Annotated in this window: 17 protein-coding genes; 9 read left to right on the top strand and 8 right to left on the bottom strand. The window is 45.0% G+C overall.

Translation table 11 applies throughout. The features are described 5' to 3' along the window. Nucleotides 1-230: 230 nt before the first annotated feature. Nucleotides 231-1,688: an alpha-L-fucosidase gene (locus tag ABXS70_RS12740; protein WP_366296166.1), complete on the bottom strand. Its 1,458-nt coding sequence runs from the start codon at nt 1,686-1,688 to the stop codon at nt 231-233. Between the two features lie 122 nt (nt 1,689-1,810). Between ABXS70_RS12740 and ABXS70_RS12745 the strand changes: the two genes are divergently transcribed. From ABXS70_RS12745 to ABXS70_RS12755, 3 genes are all read left to right on the top strand, one after another. Beyond that, nucleotides 1,811-2,056, top strand: coding sequence for a hypothetical protein (locus ABXS70_RS12745; RefSeq protein WP_366296168.1), 246 nt, complete (start codon nt 1,811-1,813; stop codon nt 2,054-2,056). A gap of 169 nt (nt 2,057-2,225) precedes the next feature. Then, entirely contained in the window at nt 2,226-2,642 is a 417-nt protein-coding gene (locus ABXS70_RS12750; protein WP_366296170.1) for an AraC family transcriptional regulator, read from the top strand. 99 nt (nt 2,643-2,741) lie between these two features. Continuing rightward, nucleotides 2,742-2,879: a hypothetical protein gene (locus tag ABXS70_RS12755; protein WP_342555888.1), complete on the top strand. Its 138-nt coding sequence runs from the start codon at nt 2,742-2,744 to the stop codon at nt 2,877-2,879. A 154-nt stretch (nt 2,880-3,033) separates the two neighbouring features. Here ABXS70_RS12755 and ABXS70_RS12760 read toward each other — a convergent pair whose 3' ends face one another. Further along, nucleotides 3,034-3,327, bottom strand: coding sequence for a DUF3817 domain-containing protein (locus ABXS70_RS12760; protein ID WP_342555887.1), 294 nt, complete (start codon nt 3,325-3,327; stop codon nt 3,034-3,036). 227 nt (nt 3,328-3,554) lie between these two features. Continuing rightward, nucleotides 3,555-4,523 (bottom strand): LacI family DNA-binding transcriptional regulator, encoded by a 969-nt coding sequence (locus ABXS70_RS12765; protein ID WP_342555886.1) that lies wholly within the window; start codon nt 4,521-4,523, stop codon nt 3,555-3,557. A gap of 162 nt (nt 4,524-4,685) precedes the next feature. On the opposite strand from ABXS70_RS12765, the gene ABXS70_RS12770 reads away from it, so the two are divergent. Further along, nucleotides 4,686-6,119, top strand: coding sequence for a glycoside hydrolase family 1 protein (locus tag ABXS70_RS12770; RefSeq protein ID WP_366296172.1), 1,434 nt, complete (start codon nt 4,686-4,688; stop codon nt 6,117-6,119). A gap of 116 nt (nt 6,120-6,235) precedes the next feature. Here ABXS70_RS12770 and ABXS70_RS12775 read toward each other — a convergent pair whose 3' ends face one another. From ABXS70_RS12775 to ABXS70_RS12785, 3 genes are all read right to left on the bottom strand, one after another. Next, entirely contained in the window at nt 6,236-6,796 is a 561-nt protein-coding gene (locus ABXS70_RS12775) for a sugar O-acetyltransferase (protein WP_342555884.1), read from the bottom strand. A 198-nt stretch (nt 6,797-6,994) separates the two neighbouring features. Continuing rightward, nucleotides 6,995-8,158: an MFS transporter gene (locus tag ABXS70_RS12780; RefSeq protein ID WP_342555883.1), complete on the bottom strand. Its 1,164-nt coding sequence runs from the start codon at nt 8,156-8,158 to the stop codon at nt 6,995-6,997. A 140-nt stretch (nt 8,159-8,298) separates the two neighbouring features. Further along, a complete protein-coding gene (locus tag ABXS70_RS12785) occupies nt 8,299-9,051 on the bottom strand; it encodes a helix-turn-helix domain-containing protein (protein ID WP_342555882.1) in 753 nt (250 codons plus the stop codon). A gap of 194 nt (nt 9,052-9,245) precedes the next feature. Between ABXS70_RS12785 and ABXS70_RS12790 the strand changes: the two genes are divergently transcribed. From ABXS70_RS12790 to ABXS70_RS12800, 3 genes are all read left to right on the top strand, one after another. Then, on the top strand, nt 9,246-9,374 hold the full coding sequence (locus ABXS70_RS12790; protein WP_342555881.1) for a DUF4023 family protein: 129 nt from the start codon (nt 9,246-9,248) through the stop codon (nt 9,372-9,374). Nucleotides 9,375-9,634: 260 nt separating this feature from the next. Next, nucleotides 9,635-10,300 carry a TrkA family potassium uptake protein gene (locus ABXS70_RS12795; RefSeq protein ID WP_366296176.1) on the top strand — a complete coding sequence of 222 codons (666 nt, stop codon included), beginning with the start codon at nt 9,635-9,637 and terminating at the stop codon, nt 10,298-10,300. After that, nucleotides 10,284-11,681, top strand: a complete 1,398-nt coding sequence (locus tag ABXS70_RS12800; protein ID WP_366296178.1) for a TrkH family potassium uptake protein — start codon at nt 10,284-10,286, stop codon at nt 11,679-11,681. The genes ABXS70_RS12795 and ABXS70_RS12800 overlap by 17 nt, the downstream gene beginning before the upstream one ends. 88 nt (nt 11,682-11,769) lie before the next feature. Here the strand turns inward: ABXS70_RS12800 and ABXS70_RS12805 are convergent, their stop codons facing one another. Further along, on the bottom strand, nt 11,770-12,327 hold the full coding sequence (locus ABXS70_RS12805) for an XRE family transcriptional regulator (protein ID WP_366296180.1): 558 nt from the start codon (nt 12,325-12,327) through the stop codon (nt 11,770-11,772). A 132-nt stretch (nt 12,328-12,459) separates the two neighbouring features. On the opposite strand from ABXS70_RS12805, the gene ABXS70_RS12810 reads away from it, so the two are divergent. Continuing rightward, nucleotides 12,460-13,047, top strand: coding sequence for a LysE family transporter (locus ABXS70_RS12810; protein WP_366296182.1), 588 nt, complete (start codon nt 12,460-12,462; stop codon nt 13,045-13,047). A 66-nt stretch (nt 13,048-13,113) separates the two neighbouring features. Here the strand turns inward: ABXS70_RS12810 and ABXS70_RS12815 are convergent, their stop codons facing one another. Next, nucleotides 13,114-14,091: an MBL fold metallo-hydrolase gene (locus ABXS70_RS12815; protein WP_366296184.1), complete on the bottom strand. Its 978-nt coding sequence runs from the start codon at nt 14,089-14,091 to the stop codon at nt 13,114-13,116. A 210-nt stretch (nt 14,092-14,301) separates the two neighbouring features. Here ABXS70_RS12815 and ABXS70_RS12820 point away from each other — a divergent pair, with 210 nt between their 5' ends. Further along, nucleotides 14,302-15,282, top strand: a complete 981-nt coding sequence (locus ABXS70_RS12820; RefSeq protein ID WP_366296186.1) for an alpha/beta hydrolase — start codon at nt 14,302-14,304, stop codon at nt 15,280-15,282. Nucleotides 15,283-15,300: the final 18 nt, after the last annotated feature.

The raw sequence follows: 15,300 nt of genomic DNA on the forward strand, positions 1-15,300 counted from the left end.
CGCACAAGAGTTTTATTTCAAAAAAATAGAAAATAAGTCTATATCATGCTTTTATATGCCTATCGTCTCTAACCTCCAGGTGTGAAATTTTCGCATTCGCGCATTTCGCGCGTAACACAAGCCAAAATATAAGGTCCTTATACCCCCTTCCATCAGATGTCATCCTTATTTAATAAAATGTAGAACAAAAAGAACCAGCGAAAAATCGCTGGTCCTCATCAAGCTAACACTCAATCCAGTTCGAGTTTAAATACAACAGGTGTGCTGCTTTTCATCCCCGCTGCAGTAATCGTCAAAGCCTCTTCGCTTCTCTCCCAGTGCGGCTGGTCCTCATATCCCAGAATCCGGACGTTCTTAATGATACCGTGAAAATGTGGAGATCCTTCTCTCAACGCCTTGATATGAACGCTCCCATTGTCAGGGAAAACCATGACCGCGGCGTACAAACTGCTGTCTTTTACCGTAAACCGGATGTCCTCACTTGTAAAAACCTTCGCTTCTCCATCTGTGAACTGCCCTTCTTTTACCTCCGTAGGTCCTTCACCAAATATGCGCCAGAACGAGGTATCGTAGATTGCCTCTCCGTTGACCTGCAGCCACTCGCCGATGCGCAGCAGAATATCCCGATCCTCGTCTGGAACCGTTCCGTCGGCTCTCGGCCCGATATTCAGCAGCAGGCTGCCATTCTTACTGACGATATCCACAAGATCCCGGATAATCTCTTCCGCTGTTTTATAATCGTTATTTTCCGTATAACACCAGGAATTTTTCGCAACGGCTGTATCTGTCTGCCAAAAATAAGGCTTCAGCTCCGCGAATTGTCCACGCTCTACATCGGGAACCGCTGCACCGAACATAAATGCATCATGCTTGTAATTGATGGCAACCGGGAAGCCCCATTCCTCCCCTTTGTTGTAATAGTAGGCTGCGAACTTTTTGAGATACGGTTTGAATGCAGCGTTATGAATCCACCAGTCGAAATAGAAGACGCTTGGCTGATACTCATCCACCAGCTCACAGCATCGGATGAGCCAGTCTTCCAGGTATTCGGCAGTCGGCGGCGAACCGTACAGGTCTTGATGGTCCGGCTCCGGCATGGCAGGCCAGTAGAAATCCCCGCACTGCATCGGCTCTTGAATATCCGACTCGAACTCTTTCCCGTGAGACATGAAGAACCAATGCTCGGCACGATGAGACGATACGCAGAAGGTTAATCCCCGCTTCTCATATGCGGCTTTCATCTCTCCGAGCAGATCACGTTTGGGTCCCATTTCATATGTGTTATAGTGGGAGATAGAGCTCTTGTACATCTGGAAACCATCATGATGCTCAGCAACAGGCATAACGTATCTCGCACCTGCCTGTTTGAATAGATCCGCCCATTCATCTGCATCAAAGTTCTCTGCCGTAAACATGGGGATGAAGTCCTTGTAACCAAATTCATTCTGATTTCCATATACTTTCAGGTGATGTTCATACGCCTTGGAGCCTTGAATGTACATATTACGTGAGTACCACTCACTATCATAAGCCGGAACGGAATAAACGCCCCAATGGATGAAAATGCCGAATTTCGCCTTTTGATACCATTCGGGAACATTGAATTCACGAAGGGAAGCCCAGTTATCTTTGAATTTCCCGGCGGCAATATTGGCATCGATCTGCTGTAAATATTCACTCTTGTTCATATGCTGTTCCATCCTCCCCTTATTGGCTGCATCTGCATCTGATTGTAGTGCAGTACTGCAGCTGTGCACATGCAGAACATTAACTATTAGATGGACGATAATAACCTTCAGGAGGATATGCTATGGATCATCAAACGCTGCTTACCAACTATTTGTCCAACCTGCAGGTGGATCTGTACATGGTCAACTTCAACCGCTGCGGTTCGGATTGGCGGGATCTGGACTACACCCCGGATTACAGCAAATTGTACTGGATCTGCGAGGGAGAAGGCTGGCTAAAAATCGGTGACCAGGAATACTACCCGAAGCCGGGACAGCTCTTTTTGATGCCGGAGGGGGTGCAGCGAGTCCTATTCCTCCATCAGTGACACGCCTTTTCTGAAGTACTGGTGTCACTTTTCCGCCAAAGTCGGGGGCGTTAATTTATTTCAGATCCTCCGGTTTCCCCATTTTATTAACGCGGCGCAGCCAGAACTCATCGAGGAAATCTTCAAAAGTGTGCTTGCCTATGCCAACTCCGGTGAAGTTTATGCCCATATGATGGCAAAGAGTAAACTGACAGAGCTGCTGTCTTGTTACATTATGAATCTGGAATTGAACCAAATTACATACTTGAATGTACCCGTTGTCGAAAAACTGTCTACCCTGCTGACTTATATCGATGTACATATCGAAGAGAACATGTCCGTCCAGGATCTGGCTCAGATGCTGCATATGCATCCCAATTATTTTATTCGTTTTTTCAAACAGCAGATGGGGATGCCGCCCATTCATTACATTACCAGCAGAAAAATTGATAAGGCCAAAGAAATGCTCAGCTGCACCTCACTCACAATGACCCAAATTGCTGACAATCTCGGATTCAGCGATTCGTATTATTTTTCAAGACAGTTCAAGAAACATACCGGGCTGAATCCGACCGAATATCGTAAGCAAACGACGGTAACCACCTAAATTTCAAAATATAGTTCAAATCCAAAAAAATATTCCCACAAGTTTAATTTTTGAAAAAAAATGGATGTGCGGCTCATTTCCGAAAAAGGAGGTTCGTATATGACGAAGAAGACAATCCTGCTCCCTGCCGCCCTGTTTGTTGTCTACTCATTCGCTGCTTTCGCCTTGGCAGCACCATCAGACAATGGGTACAGCGTGTTATCTGATCCACAAACAGGAACCGTTAAACCAAAATAACGATTCATCGTTCCATGCTGGACATCTGGTTATACATAACTGATGCAATTCAAAATATGCAAACGCCTATACAAAAACAACCTCCTGATTTCTGTTCAGGAGGTTGTTCGTTCGCGTTACCTTGCAATATGCGCCATGCATTATGAGCGCTATGTTACTGCCAATCTCTTTTTCTAAGATAAGACTCAAACACAAATGTTCCAAAAGGAAGCAGCCCTGCCAGCAGACCCATAACCCAAAGCGATATCTTCCACTTTTTGACCAATCCCAGATGCACCATTGCAATGAGATATAGAGGAAATAAAATGCCATGAATCATGCCTAGTATAGCTACAGCTAAAGAGATATCCGCAAAATATTTGAGCGGCATTGCAATAAATACGAGCAGCAGAAGTGATATCCCCTCCCAAATACCTGCAATTCTGAAGCGACCTGTGACCGTGTTCATTCCGTATACTCTCACCTTTCCCCAAAATCATTTGTGAAATATGTAACTTATAGCATGACGCTTTACAACGCTGTTTTCGATTCTCACACAACGTACGTAAGCTCCTTTTCAGTATTATAAAACATCAATCCGATCCGGATTTACTTTAAATTTGAATAATTATTGAATAGAATAGATTTGATTCACTCCTTGCGAACACGAACTCCATTCAGCAGCTCTCGCTCCGCTCAAGTCGTTGCTCGTTCCATCAAACGGTATGCTAATGATGCGGCCTTATGTTCCTCGTGTCCGAGTACTCTCCACAAATGATAAAAAGCCTGTTTCGCCTGCTCCGCAATTGGATTATGGATGGTTGTTAAGTCGAGCACACGCGACAACTCAATGTCATCAAATCCCACAATGGCAAGCTGATCTGGAACCTGTATGTTCCGTCTGCGCGCCTCACTCAAAATGCCTATTGCGGCATAGTCGTTGGAACAAAGCACCGCCTGCGGCAGCTCGCCCTCTTCGACCATTCGGCACAGGGCTGCTTCCCCGTCCGATGAAGTGAATACGGAATATTGATATGCTTCACGCCACACAGGAAGTCCTTTCGAAATCATAAATGTCTCATAAGCTTCACGGCGGCTTTGTGTATTGAGGCTGCTGCTGCGGCCAAAAACGTTAGCAATGCGTGTGTAACCTTTCGATACCAGATGTTCCAGTGCCAGCCTGTATCCCTGGGCCTGATCCATCGCAACTGAAGGAATTTCATCGTTCCCCATGCGCTGCCAGGACACCATAGGTCCGTACTGCATATATGCTTTTAATTCGCCTGGATCATTAACGCACGTAACGATCAGCAGACCATCCACTCGTTTACTCCGCAAATCCTCAAACGCGTGCAGCTCAATTTGTTTATCACCGCGTGACATATAGACAATGGTCTGAAATCCGTAGTCCATCGCGGTATCCATAAATTGGTTGATAAAGGTCAAACTAAGCTCATCAATCATCGCGGTGACGATGCCGATCTGTTTGGTCTGCCCCGTGGACAACGAAACTGCGTTGCGATTCGGAATATAGTCCAGCTCGTTCATGATTTCGGTAATAATCCGTCTTGCTTCATCACTAACATGCGGCGAACGGTTGATCACCCGGGATACAGTGGCCCGTGAATAACCGGAACGTTTCATAATTTCATCAAATTTGGACATCCCGATGCTCCTTTCCTGCGAACAAACGCCACATTTATTATGCCTTATCTTCTCTGCAAAAGTAAAACTTGACGTGTAACCCGTTACAACGTTTAAGCTTTTGGGGAGACAATAAAGTGAACGCTGACGTTCACAATGAATTGACTGAATGGAGCGATATATATGAACCAATCTTTGAACTATATGTACTCATTCCCTGAAAACTTTCTGTGGGGCGGCGCTATTGCGGCGAACCAGGCTGAAGGTGCATACAATCAAGGCGGCAAAGGGTTGTCCACCCAAGACATCGCACCCAAAGGTGTGCTGGGGCCTATTACAGAAGAACCTACCGCTGACAACATGAAACTGATCGGTATCGATCTGTATCATCGCTACAAGGAAGATGTGAAGCTGTTTGCGGAGATGGGCTTCAAAGTATTCCGTACATCTATTGCATGGTCACGCATCTTCCCCAAAGGGGACGAACTTGAGCCGAATGAAGAAGGCCTGCAATTTTACGATGATCTATTTGATGAATGCCGCAAATACGGTATTGAGCCGCTGGTCACGTTATCCCATTATGAAACACCGCTGCATCTTGCCAAAGAATACGACGGCTGGGTGAACCGGAAAATGATCGGCTTCTATGAACGCTATGCGACAACCGTCTTTAATCGGTACAAAAACAAAGTTAAATACTGGCTCACATTCAACGAGATCAACTCGATTCTTGAATTCCCGTTCATGAGCGGAGGTATCTTCACTCCTAAAGAGAAACTGAGCAAACAGGATCTGTACCAAGCCATCCATCATGAACTGGTGGCAAGTGCATCAGCCGTGAAATTGTGTCATGAGATCATCCCTGATGCTCAGATCGGATGTATGATTTTAAGCATGCCGACGTACCCGTTAACTCCAAACCCGGATGATGTCATCAAAGTGATGGAGTATGAACACAGCAACTACTTCTTCGGTGATATGCATGTACGCGGTCGTTACCCTGGATATATGAAACGTTACTTCCGCGAGAACGGAATTGAGATTCATATGGAAGACGGCGATCAGGAAATGCTGCTTAATACCGTAGATTTCATCTCCTTCAGTTATTACATGAGCACATGTCAGACGGCTGATCCAGCCAAACAAGTCGCTGGTGAAGGAAATCTGATCGGGGGTGTGCCTAACCCGTATTTGGCCGCAAGTGAGTGGGGCTGGCAGATTGACCCGCAAGGACTGCGTTATGTGCTGAATATGTTCTACGACCGCTACCAAAAACCGCTCTTTATCGTTGAGAATGGACTTGGGGCAGTAGACGAGTTAATTACAGGTCCTGACGGCGAGAAAACCGTTGAAGATGACTATCGCATCCAGTATTTGAATGACCATCTGGTTCAGGTTGGTGAAGCGTTGGAAGATGGAGTAGACATTATGGGATACACGTCTTGGGGCTGTATCGATGTCGTAAGTGCCTCCTCTGCGCAGCTGAAAAAACGGTACGGATTCATCTATGTAGACCGTCATGACGATGGTTCAGGAACGTTAGAGCGTTACCGCAAAAAATCGTTCCACTGGTACAAGGAGATTATTAGTACCAACGGCAGAAGCCTGAAACGCTAAGTTTCAACGCATGAAATTGAGATCTTCCTTACGGCAGAAGCGTCAAAAAAGCTGCGACAGTGCAGCTTTTTTGACGCTTCTGCCGAGGAAGGTCTTTTTTCAGTCCATACACGACTTTAATCTTCTATCTTCCTGATTATTTTTGCGGGATTCCCGCCTACGATCATGTTATCCGGCACATCCTTCGTCACCACCGCCCCGGATGCAATCACAACATTATCCCCAATCGTAACGCCCGGATTGATGACTGCCCTGCCGCCGATCCAAACATTGTTACCGATCGTTACAGCTTTGCCGTATTCCGCCCCGGTATTGCGTTCATGTGGTTTGAGTGGATGCGATGCTGTATAGATATGTACATCAGGTCCTAACAAGCAGTTTTCACCGATTCGAACTTCGCATACGTCGAGGATTGTACAGTTGAAATTAGCATAAAAATGATTGCCTACGTGGATGTTATACCCATAATCGACATGGATATTCGGTTCCATGCTCAGATGTTCTCCTGTCGTTCCAAATAATTCCTTAAGCAGTGTGACGCGTGTTTCATGTTCAGTCTCCGTTGTTTGATTATACAACCGTGTCATCTTCCTAGCATGTTCCCTGTCCTGAGACAGTTCCCCATCATTAGCCATATAGAGTTCGCCAAGCAGCATCTTCTGTTTCTCTGATTTCATTGTTATGCAATTCTCCTTTGTGCTGTAAAGAACATATTATTATACTTTTTAAAACTATTTTAATTATATAGACTGACTTCGAAAAATCAATACTCCAAGCGGGAATGCTCACCGATGCTGCTTATCAAAATGCAAAAATGCATCAAAAAACCTCTGCATTTCCCCAATAGCGGGAGCTGCAGAGGTTTATTCAGAATCTCATGCTGCCGCATGAACATGCTTTTCTTTGAGATTAACGGCAAGAACCGCGAAACCAAGTCCCCCAAACACTAGAATCGAGCCAACCCAGCCCGTATTCATAATCGATGAATGGTCAATGACAACCCCGCCGATATAAGTTCCCAGTGCGATACCCGCGTGGGTCACACCTGAGTTGGTACTAATCAGAATCTCGGATGTCTCAGGTGAGGTCCTGATAATCAGACTGTTCTGCACCGGTGTAACGGTCCAGCTAAGTGCTCCCCATAAACTGAGCAGCAGGAGAAACGCGATTAAAGGCAGTCCCGTGCTGAAAGGAATAACAGCCATACTGATCATGAACGGAACCAGCACGATCATAATGGCTTTGGCAGGATGAAGACGATCAGATAACATTCCGCCAATGCCCCCGCCGGCAACTGCCGCAAGCCCGAACATCATATATATCAAAGTGACTGCTGCCGCACTAGCGCCAATCGTCTCCTGCAGAAAAGGCGTAAAATAGGCATACAAGGTTAAATGCCCTGCAAGGACAAGCAGTGTTGTTGTATGAATCGCCAGCATCTTCGGATTCCAAAGTGCCTTCAACTGGTTTTTCAGACTCACGGCTGGAGAAGGCTGTACACGATCCATCGCCAAACCGATAGCCACCATTACCAGTACCGTCAGGATCGCGATCAGCATAAACACCTCACGCCATCCCAGCGCATTACCTATAAAGATACCGATGGGCACTCCGAGAATAAGTGAAGCACTTCCTCCCATCGTAATGATACCCACAGCACGCCCTTTGTACTCCGAAGATACGATGCGGGATGCCAGTGTCAGAGACAGCACAAAAATAAGTGAACCTGCTGCAGCTCCCAGCATGCGTCCTGCCATTAACATGTAAAAGTTCACACTAAAAGCAGAGATCAGATTACTGATAAAAAATACAAACAGCGTAACCATATATACTTTTTTACGCTCGAATCGGGCCGTTACATTTAACAGTATCGGCGCAGACACCGCATATACCAGCGAAAAGATGGAGATGAGATACCCGGCTTTCGCCAAAGACAAATGAAGATCGGCTGCTATAAGGTCCAGAATGCCGCCCAGAATCAGTTCAACGGTTCCCACAACAAAGGCCGCAATCGCCAAAACATATACTTTTTTATTCATGATTTCAAATCCCCCTTACAAGTTACAACTACGATAGTAACCCATAAGTGATAAAAGTTCAATGCATAGTTTAACTCTTATTTCCGTCCTATTTTCAAATTATATAAAAACAAAAAAACTATTCTCTGAAAGAATAGTTTTTAATAAATCAACCGAGTGAGCAGTCGTGCGACTTCTTCATCCTGCAGCAGCTGCTCTCCATATTTTTTGGTAATCTGTGTCAAAGCTACATCATGATAAAAATAGTCTGTCATCGCTTTCACAACCGGTTTGGACATCGTCTTGATCGCTTTCCACGATTCATTCTCCACGCCAGCGAACAGCAAATAGGCATGGTCTACAATCAGCAGCTGCGAAGGTTCGGGAGCATCCAGCAGTGGAATAAGTGAATATTTGCGAGTCAGCGAACTTTCCAGACCCCCAACTGCCAGCACTTCAACATACACACCCTGCTTCTCCTTCTGCTCCAGCAGCTCACGGTATCTTTCCATCCTTTCGTTCCAGGCGAGAAAAAGAATCGACGAATCCGCCTCCTCAATCAGCTGTTCAATATTAGAAGCGATTGAAGACTCATCCTTTAGGGTCCAGATGTGCTCATCGGTAAAGGTGCGTTTCATTTTGTATTGTTTCAAAGCCTCAAGATCGTTCTCGAAATCAAGCTTGATTTTGTGAATCACGGTCTGGAGATCAACGGCCATATACAGTTTTTTCTTGCCCTCCATCGTGGTTAGCACGATTCCTTTATCAATTAATCGATTGAGCACTTCATAAATTTTGGCCTTGGGTACATTGGAGGCACCTACAATCGTCGTCGCATCCAGCGGCTCATCCTGCGCAAGTACAGCCTCGTAAACCTGACTTTCATATTGGGTAAAACCGAATTTTTGCAGCATGTTTCGTCCAAAACACCCTTCTCTCTTATTGTATTGAACTTTAGGTGCAAAAATAGTTCAACTTGTATCCAGTTTAAATATATGTGCTGTGCCTGTCCAGCGAGCCTGTGATTCTAATAAAAACGCATGCTGGCGGGTATATTAAGCTTGATTTACAATAACCTATTCCCCGTTTGGAAAGGAGCATGGCCCAAGTGGAAAGCACAAAGGATTTTGTGAAAAAAGTTAACGAAAATGCCGAAAAGACACGTCATAACAAGAACAACGGTAAAGGTACGCCCGGTGACAAGCTTCCGAATAAGCAGCATTCCACAAACAAGTGAATTGAGGAGAACTTGTAAAAATGGTGCCTTCTCTTGAAGAGCACCGTTTTTACAATATCGTTTTATTTTGCTTTGAAACAGTCCTTGTTATGGAGGGCTTTCCATTTTAATTATTTTTTAGATAGATTTTTATGATCAAACCTATTTACTTCCCAGTTCTGCTGTTCTTCATCTGAAACTTATTATACAATGAAACGTAATATTTACCTGGTCATTTATGTAAATAATTCTATTAATCCTGATAACAAATGAGGGAAATCATGAAAAAACAGTTTATGGTTCTTGGACTCGGACGTTTCGGTTCAAGTTTAACACGCACACTAATCGAAAACGGACACGAGGTGCTTGCGGTAGACAAGAATGAGACTCTTGTGCAAGAAATATCATCGATTGCTACCCATGTGGTACAGGCGGATTGTACTGATAAATCAGTCCTCCAAGAACTTGGAGCCAGCAATTTTTCACATGCCATAGTAGCCATTGGTGAAGACCTTCAAGCCAGTATATTAGCAACACTCTTACTTAAGGAACTTAACGTTCCCAAAGTTACAGCAAAAGCTAAAAACGAAAACCACGGCAGTGTACTCGCCAAGATCGGGGCAGATCAGGTTGTGTACCCGGAACGGGATATGGCAACCAGATTGGGGAATCAGCTCAGTTCTGACAATATGATCGATTCCATTGAATTATCACCTGATTACAATTTAGTAGAGTTTAAAGCCCCGTTGAGTATGCACCAGCAAACGCTGCTCGAACTCAACATTAGAGCAAACTTCGGTTGTACAATCATTGCAATCAAAACGGGAAACGCGATCAATATCTCACCGCTGGCTGAGGATCGAGTGCACTCAGGAGACACACTTTTGTTGATTGGCAGTAACGAAAACATTCGAAATCTGGAGAGTGATTATGAACGGAATACATAAAAGAAACGCACAATCTACACTTTTATCCAAACTTGAATGGGTTGTAAATATTCTGAAAAATAAGACAAGTCCTCCTCAGCTTATTATGATGATTTTTTTCGCTTTAATCTGGGTGGGTGCTGTACTGCTTGCTTTACCGATCTCCTCGAAGAGCGGACACTCCATTGGAATGCTAGATGCCTTATTCACTGCAACTTCGGCGATATGTGTTAATGGATTGGTTGTGCTTGATACAGGAAGTGTATTTTCTACGTTTGGGCAGGTCATTATTATGATTTTAATACAAGTGGGCGGGTTGGGCTTTATGACTTTGGGTGTTATGGTCGCCATCATACTCGGTAAACGAATTGGCTTAAAGCAGCGGCTCCTTATACAACAAGCAGCGAACGCTTCATCTGCTCAAGGTTTGGTCAAACTCTCATTGTATATCGTTCTGATTGCCTTTGCTTTTGAAGCTCTTGCCACCATAATATTAACACTGCGCTGGCATAGTGAACTGGGATTCGGGCAGGGTCTTTATTATGCCCTGTTTCATTCAGTATCTGCATTCAACAATGCAGGGTTCTCCTTGTGGTCAGATAGTCTTTCACCGTTTGTAGGTGATCCGGTCGTCAATCTAACGGTTATCCTCCTCTTCATTATTGGAGGATTGGGTTACATGGTGGTTGTGGACATCTTCCGAAAACGATCATGGCGTAAGCTGTCCCTACACTCCAAAATTGTGTTGGTTGGCAGCTCCTTGTTATATATTATCGGGTTCATCATTATTTTTTTGCTGGAGAACTGGAATCCCGCTACGTTTGCGGACTTGTCGTGGGGTGAACGCGTCTGGGCTGCGTTGTTTCAAGGCACCGCACCACGCAGCTCCGGATTTAATACCATAGAGATCGGAAGCATGCTTGCAACTTCGCAGTTCTTTATCATTATCCTGATGTTTATCGGCGCTTCCTCTGGCGGAACAGGTGGCGGAATTAAAATCAACACCTTCGTCGTGCTTGTTCTGGCAACGATCCAAACCTTTCGGGGTGGTGGGCAAGTCCATGCATTTGAGCGGAAAATCGCAGAAGAAACCGTTATGCGGGCTCTCGCAGTTGTTATGAGTTCATTGGCGTTTGTATTAGGCATATCGATCATACTATCGATAACGGAAGGCATATTAGAGAATCATTTTCTTGATGTTCTGTTTGAAGCCACCTCAGCGTTTAGTACAACTGGACTTTCAATGGGCTTAACAAGCGAACTGAGCGCGCCAGGCAAATTGATTGTTATTTTCACAATGTTTGCTGGCCGATTAGGACCGTTAACGCTGGCATTCGCGTTAGCACAGAAAAAACATAAGTCCAAAATTGGTTATGCTGAAGATCATGTACTTATTGGTTAAAACTTCAAAAAAATCAGCTGCCGCCAGCATGGCTGCTATTTATGCAGACCAATGCTGGCGTTTGAATAATATACACATGTGAGTCAAGCTACACGTGTGAATAATATATCACCAAGCTGAATTTGTTACTGCCTGCTCCCGAATGATAATAAGCATGCGGTTGATCCGCCTTAAAACGAATTGAATCTCCCTGCCTCAACGTATATGAGGCTCCCCCTACCTTAATGGCAAGTTCACCTTCAACAACCGTTATAAATTCCTCAGACCCTTCAATATGGGGTTCAGCATGCAGGGATGACTGCTCATCCATCTCCATCATGTACATCTCGAAGTGACGCCCCTCTTCAAAAGAAAAATGTGGATAAATACGAATGCGTCCCCCATCCTCCAGCAGCACTTTGGTGTTCTCCCTCAGATGAATAGTCGTGTCTGACTTCGGTTCATGAATCAATGCGGTGAACGATATTTTTAAACCGTTCGCAATTTTCCATACGGTTGCAATAGACGGATTGGATTCTCCGCGTTCAATCTGGCCCAGCATCGTTTTACTAATCCCCGACATGTCCGCAACCTTGTCCAAACTAAGTTTTTTTTGTTCCCTTAACTGCTTCAGGTTCCGGGCCAGAATCAAATTAATATTTTCCATCCAAAATACACCTCGCTCCTTTACACCCCTATTGTGCGTTATACAGTACATGTTGTACAATCATAACAACCATACGTTATAGCGATCATTTTGTTCATTATAACACACATCATGCACATATATGGAGGACACATGAACATTCTTTCTTTAGTGGCTTATGCAGTGATTGCTTCTTTCACACCTGGACCCAACAATATTATCTCCATGACGCATGCAGGCAAGCAGGGATTCAGAAGCACGTTCCCTTTTATCAGCGGTGTTGCGGCCGGCTGTCTTCTAATCATGATGATGTCCGGTTACTTCAATCTTGTTCTCCACGAGTACATTCCGGTCATCACTCCAGCCTTAAACGTATTGGGATGTATTTATATGCTGTACCTGGCTTTTAAAATCATGAGAAGCACGTCTCACGCGAGCGAGGCTGAGGAAAATCCGAAGCATACCTATTCCTTTTGGTTCGGATTCACGCTGCAGCTGATTAATCCCAAGGTCATCCTGTATGGTCTTACTGCCATGTCGGTGTTCGTCCTGCCTCACACGCAGTCCCATCAACTGCTTCTGCTGTACTCGCTGCTGCTCACCTTGATCGGGATCAGTGCGAATCTGACCTGGGCATTTGGCGGAAGTCTATTTCAACCGTTCCTGCTGAAGTACGAACGCCCGTTTAATATCATCATGGGTATTTTGTTAATCTGCACCGCTATTTCTATGATCAAATAAAACAAAAGCGTCCACACTCCGCCGAGTCGAACGCTTGGATCTCAGCAGCATTACGGTTTTCACAAGTTATTCCTTCTCGCTTCTCCACCATGGCCGGAATGTATATTCCTCGTCTTTCAGCTTAACTGTCTCGCCTATCATGGGAGTAATGACCGGGACGTTCATAGTACGCGCGGCCCGGGTTACTCGCTCTGCCGGTTCGTTCCAGGCATGATAAGCGAGCGTAAATGCCCCCCAATGAATGGGGATTAATGCATATCCGCCTACATCCAGATGGGCCTGTACTGTCTCCTCAGGCATCATATGAATGTTGGACCAACGTTCGTCATATTGGCCGCATTCCATCAAAGTCAGATCAAAGGGACCATACCTGCTTCCTATCTCCTTGAAATGCGGACCATATCCGCTGTCACCGCTAAAAAACACTTTCGTTTCCCGGCCTGCAATAACCCATGAGCACCATAACGTGGAATTTCGATCCAATAGACCTCTGCCTGAAAAATGACGTGCAGGCGTACAGGCGAGTGTTAATCCCGCGAAAGAAAATTCATCGCCCCACCGATGCTCCGTGATCTGAGCGGCAGGTATCCCCCATTGGATTAATCGTTTACGTACACCTAGGGGCACGATGAAACGATTGGTTTTATGTTTTAATTTACGAATGGATGAAACATCAAGGTGATCATAATGGTCATGGGATATCACGATGGCATGCAGATCAGGGAGTTCTTCGGGCTGTACAGGCAGCTCTTTGCTGAACCGTTTCGTTCCAGCCCAGGATACAGGTGAAGGTCGATCGCCAAACATCGGATCAAAGAGCAGCCTGTGACCTTCAATTTCAAGCAAAAAAGCGGAGTGCCCGAACCACGTCACCTGTGGTTGATCAGACGCCTCCAACACTGAAGCCGTCTGATATCGCTTCATTGGTATGTTCTCTGACGGTCTTCGCTCCGCATGTCTGCGCATGGAATCCCTCAATATACTTGTCAAAGACTTTATGCCCATTCCGGCGGACGTTGGAATCTGATTTTCGTATTTCGTCATCGTTCACCCTTCTATTCTTCGCGTGCTATCTTTCTCAAGGCGAAGTTAATCTTTCTATTTTCATATTAATTCATCGTTTATCGATATTCAATTTTGCTGTAAATCAGAGGGCCTGCCGAGTCGTTAAGCTGGAATTAAGATCTCGTTTACACTCATATAAGACTGGGCATTTATGATATAGAAAAACAAATAGAGAGTGTGTGAGCATCCATGAGCAAAAAATGGCGCAAAAGACTTGTTAAATTTCTGATATTCGATCTGTCACTGATTATTATTCTGTTAAGTTCCGGTCTGATCTATCAGCAGATCAGTTCTTCACAAGATGAAAAAACATTTACACCTCCGGGCAAACTGTATGAAGTACATGGAGATAAAATGCACCTGTATACAGGGGGAGAAGGCGATGTGACAGTCGTTCTTGCCTCAGGCTGGGGAACAGCTGATCCTTATGTAGACTATTATCCTTTATATGAAAAGCTTGCCCCTTATACGAAATTCGCTGTATACGACCGCTTCGGCTATGGATACAGTGACAGAACCGATAAAAAACGGGATGTGGACACGGTCGCTGACGAACTGCATGAACTGCTTCAGGTATCTGGGCAAAAACCGCCTTACGTGCTCGTCGCTCACTCCCTTGGCTCATTAGAGACACTGCGGTTCGCACAGAAATATCCTGATCTGGTCAAAGGGATTGTGATGATTGATGGTGGAAGTCCTGAGTACTACGAGAAGGACGAGGATAACCTGGCGGACACCATTGCTGGTTTCGGGAATCAATTCCGCATCAAAACCGGACTTTTCCGGCTCAGTATGCAGGTCCCGGCAGTTGTTGATGCTTCTAATGCCAATCGCAATGCGTTAAAGCTGGTACCAGAGGATTTGAGAAAAGTAGATAAAACAGCCCTGCTTCTGAACTATGGCAATGCTAATACGATTGATGAGTTGCGTGAAATGCAAGCCAATGCCAAGGTAGTTGTTGATCACAAACAGCCTTTACCATTCCCGCTTACGATTCTGACCGCCGATTACTTTGGTAAGGCCGAGCCGGATTGGACAAAAACACAGAGTGAATTCCAATCCTGGTCAACTTTATCCAAACAAGTTACCGTCAAAGATACGGAGCATTACATTCATCAATACCACCCGGATATTGCAGCAGATGAAATCTTGAAGATCGTTAAGAAATAACCGATCTGCCGACACAAC

It is taken from the genome of Paenibacillus sp. AN1007 (genome assembly GCF_040702995.1).
Classification (GTDB): domain Bacteria; phylum Bacillota; class Bacilli; order Paenibacillales; family Paenibacillaceae; genus Paenibacillus.

What these genes read in the sequence shown, in the direction of transcription:
- ABXS70_RS12780 (WP_342555883.1), bottom strand. Translation starts at nt 8,158, where the DNA reads ATGAATAAAAAAGTATATGTTTTGGCGATTGCGGCCTTTGTTGTGGGA.
- ABXS70_RS12765 (WP_342555886.1), bottom strand. Translation starts at nt 4,523, where the DNA reads ATGTCCAAATTTGATGAAATTATGAAACGTTCCGGTTATTCACGGGCC.
- ABXS70_RS12740 (WP_366296166.1), bottom strand. Translation starts at nt 1,688, where the DNA reads ATGAACAAGAGTGAATATTTACAGCAGATCGATGCCAATATTGCCGCC.
- ABXS70_RS12805 (WP_366296180.1), bottom strand. Translation starts at nt 12,327, where the DNA reads ATGGAAAATATTAATTTGATTCTGGCCCGGAACCTGAAGCAGTTAAGG.
- ABXS70_RS12745 (WP_366296168.1), top strand. Translation starts at nt 1,811, where the DNA reads ATGGATCATCAAACGCTGCTTACCAACTATTTGTCCAACCTGCAGGTG.
- ABXS70_RS12785 (WP_342555882.1), bottom strand. Translation starts at nt 9,051, where the DNA reads ATGCTGCAAAAATTCGGTTTTACCCAATATGAAAGTCAGGTTTACGAG.
- ABXS70_RS12795 (WP_366296176.1), top strand. Translation starts at nt 9,635, where the DNA reads ATGAAAAAACAGTTTATGGTTCTTGGACTCGGACGTTTCGGTTCAAGT.
- ABXS70_RS12770 (WP_366296172.1), top strand. Translation starts at nt 4,686, where the DNA reads ATGAACCAATCTTTGAACTATATGTACTCATTCCCTGAAAACTTTCTG.
- ABXS70_RS12750 (WP_366296170.1), top strand. Translation starts at nt 2,226, where the DNA reads ATGATGGCAAAGAGTAAACTGACAGAGCTGCTGTCTTGTTACATTATG.
- ABXS70_RS12810 (WP_366296182.1), top strand. Translation starts at nt 12,460, where the DNA reads ATGAACATTCTTTCTTTAGTGGCTTATGCAGTGATTGCTTCTTTCACA.
- ABXS70_RS12760 (WP_342555887.1), bottom strand. Translation starts at nt 3,327, where the DNA reads ATGAACACGGTCACAGGTCGCTTCAGAATTGCAGGTATTTGGGAGGGG.
- ABXS70_RS12755 (WP_342555888.1), top strand. Translation starts at nt 2,742, where the DNA reads ATGACGAAGAAGACAATCCTGCTCCCTGCCGCCCTGTTTGTTGTCTAC.
- ABXS70_RS12800 (WP_366296178.1), top strand. Translation starts at nt 10,284, where the DNA reads ATGAACGGAATACATAAAAGAAACGCACAATCTACACTTTTATCCAAA.
- ABXS70_RS12820 (WP_366296186.1), top strand. Translation starts at nt 14,302, where the DNA reads ATGAGCAAAAAATGGCGCAAAAGACTTGTTAAATTTCTGATATTCGAT.
- ABXS70_RS12815 (WP_366296184.1), bottom strand. Translation starts at nt 14,091, where the DNA reads ATGACGAAATACGAAAATCAGATTCCAACGTCCGCCGGAATGGGCATA.
- ABXS70_RS12775 (WP_342555884.1), bottom strand. Translation starts at nt 6,796, where the DNA reads ATGAAATCAGAGAAACAGAAGATGCTGCTTGGCGAACTCTATATGGCT.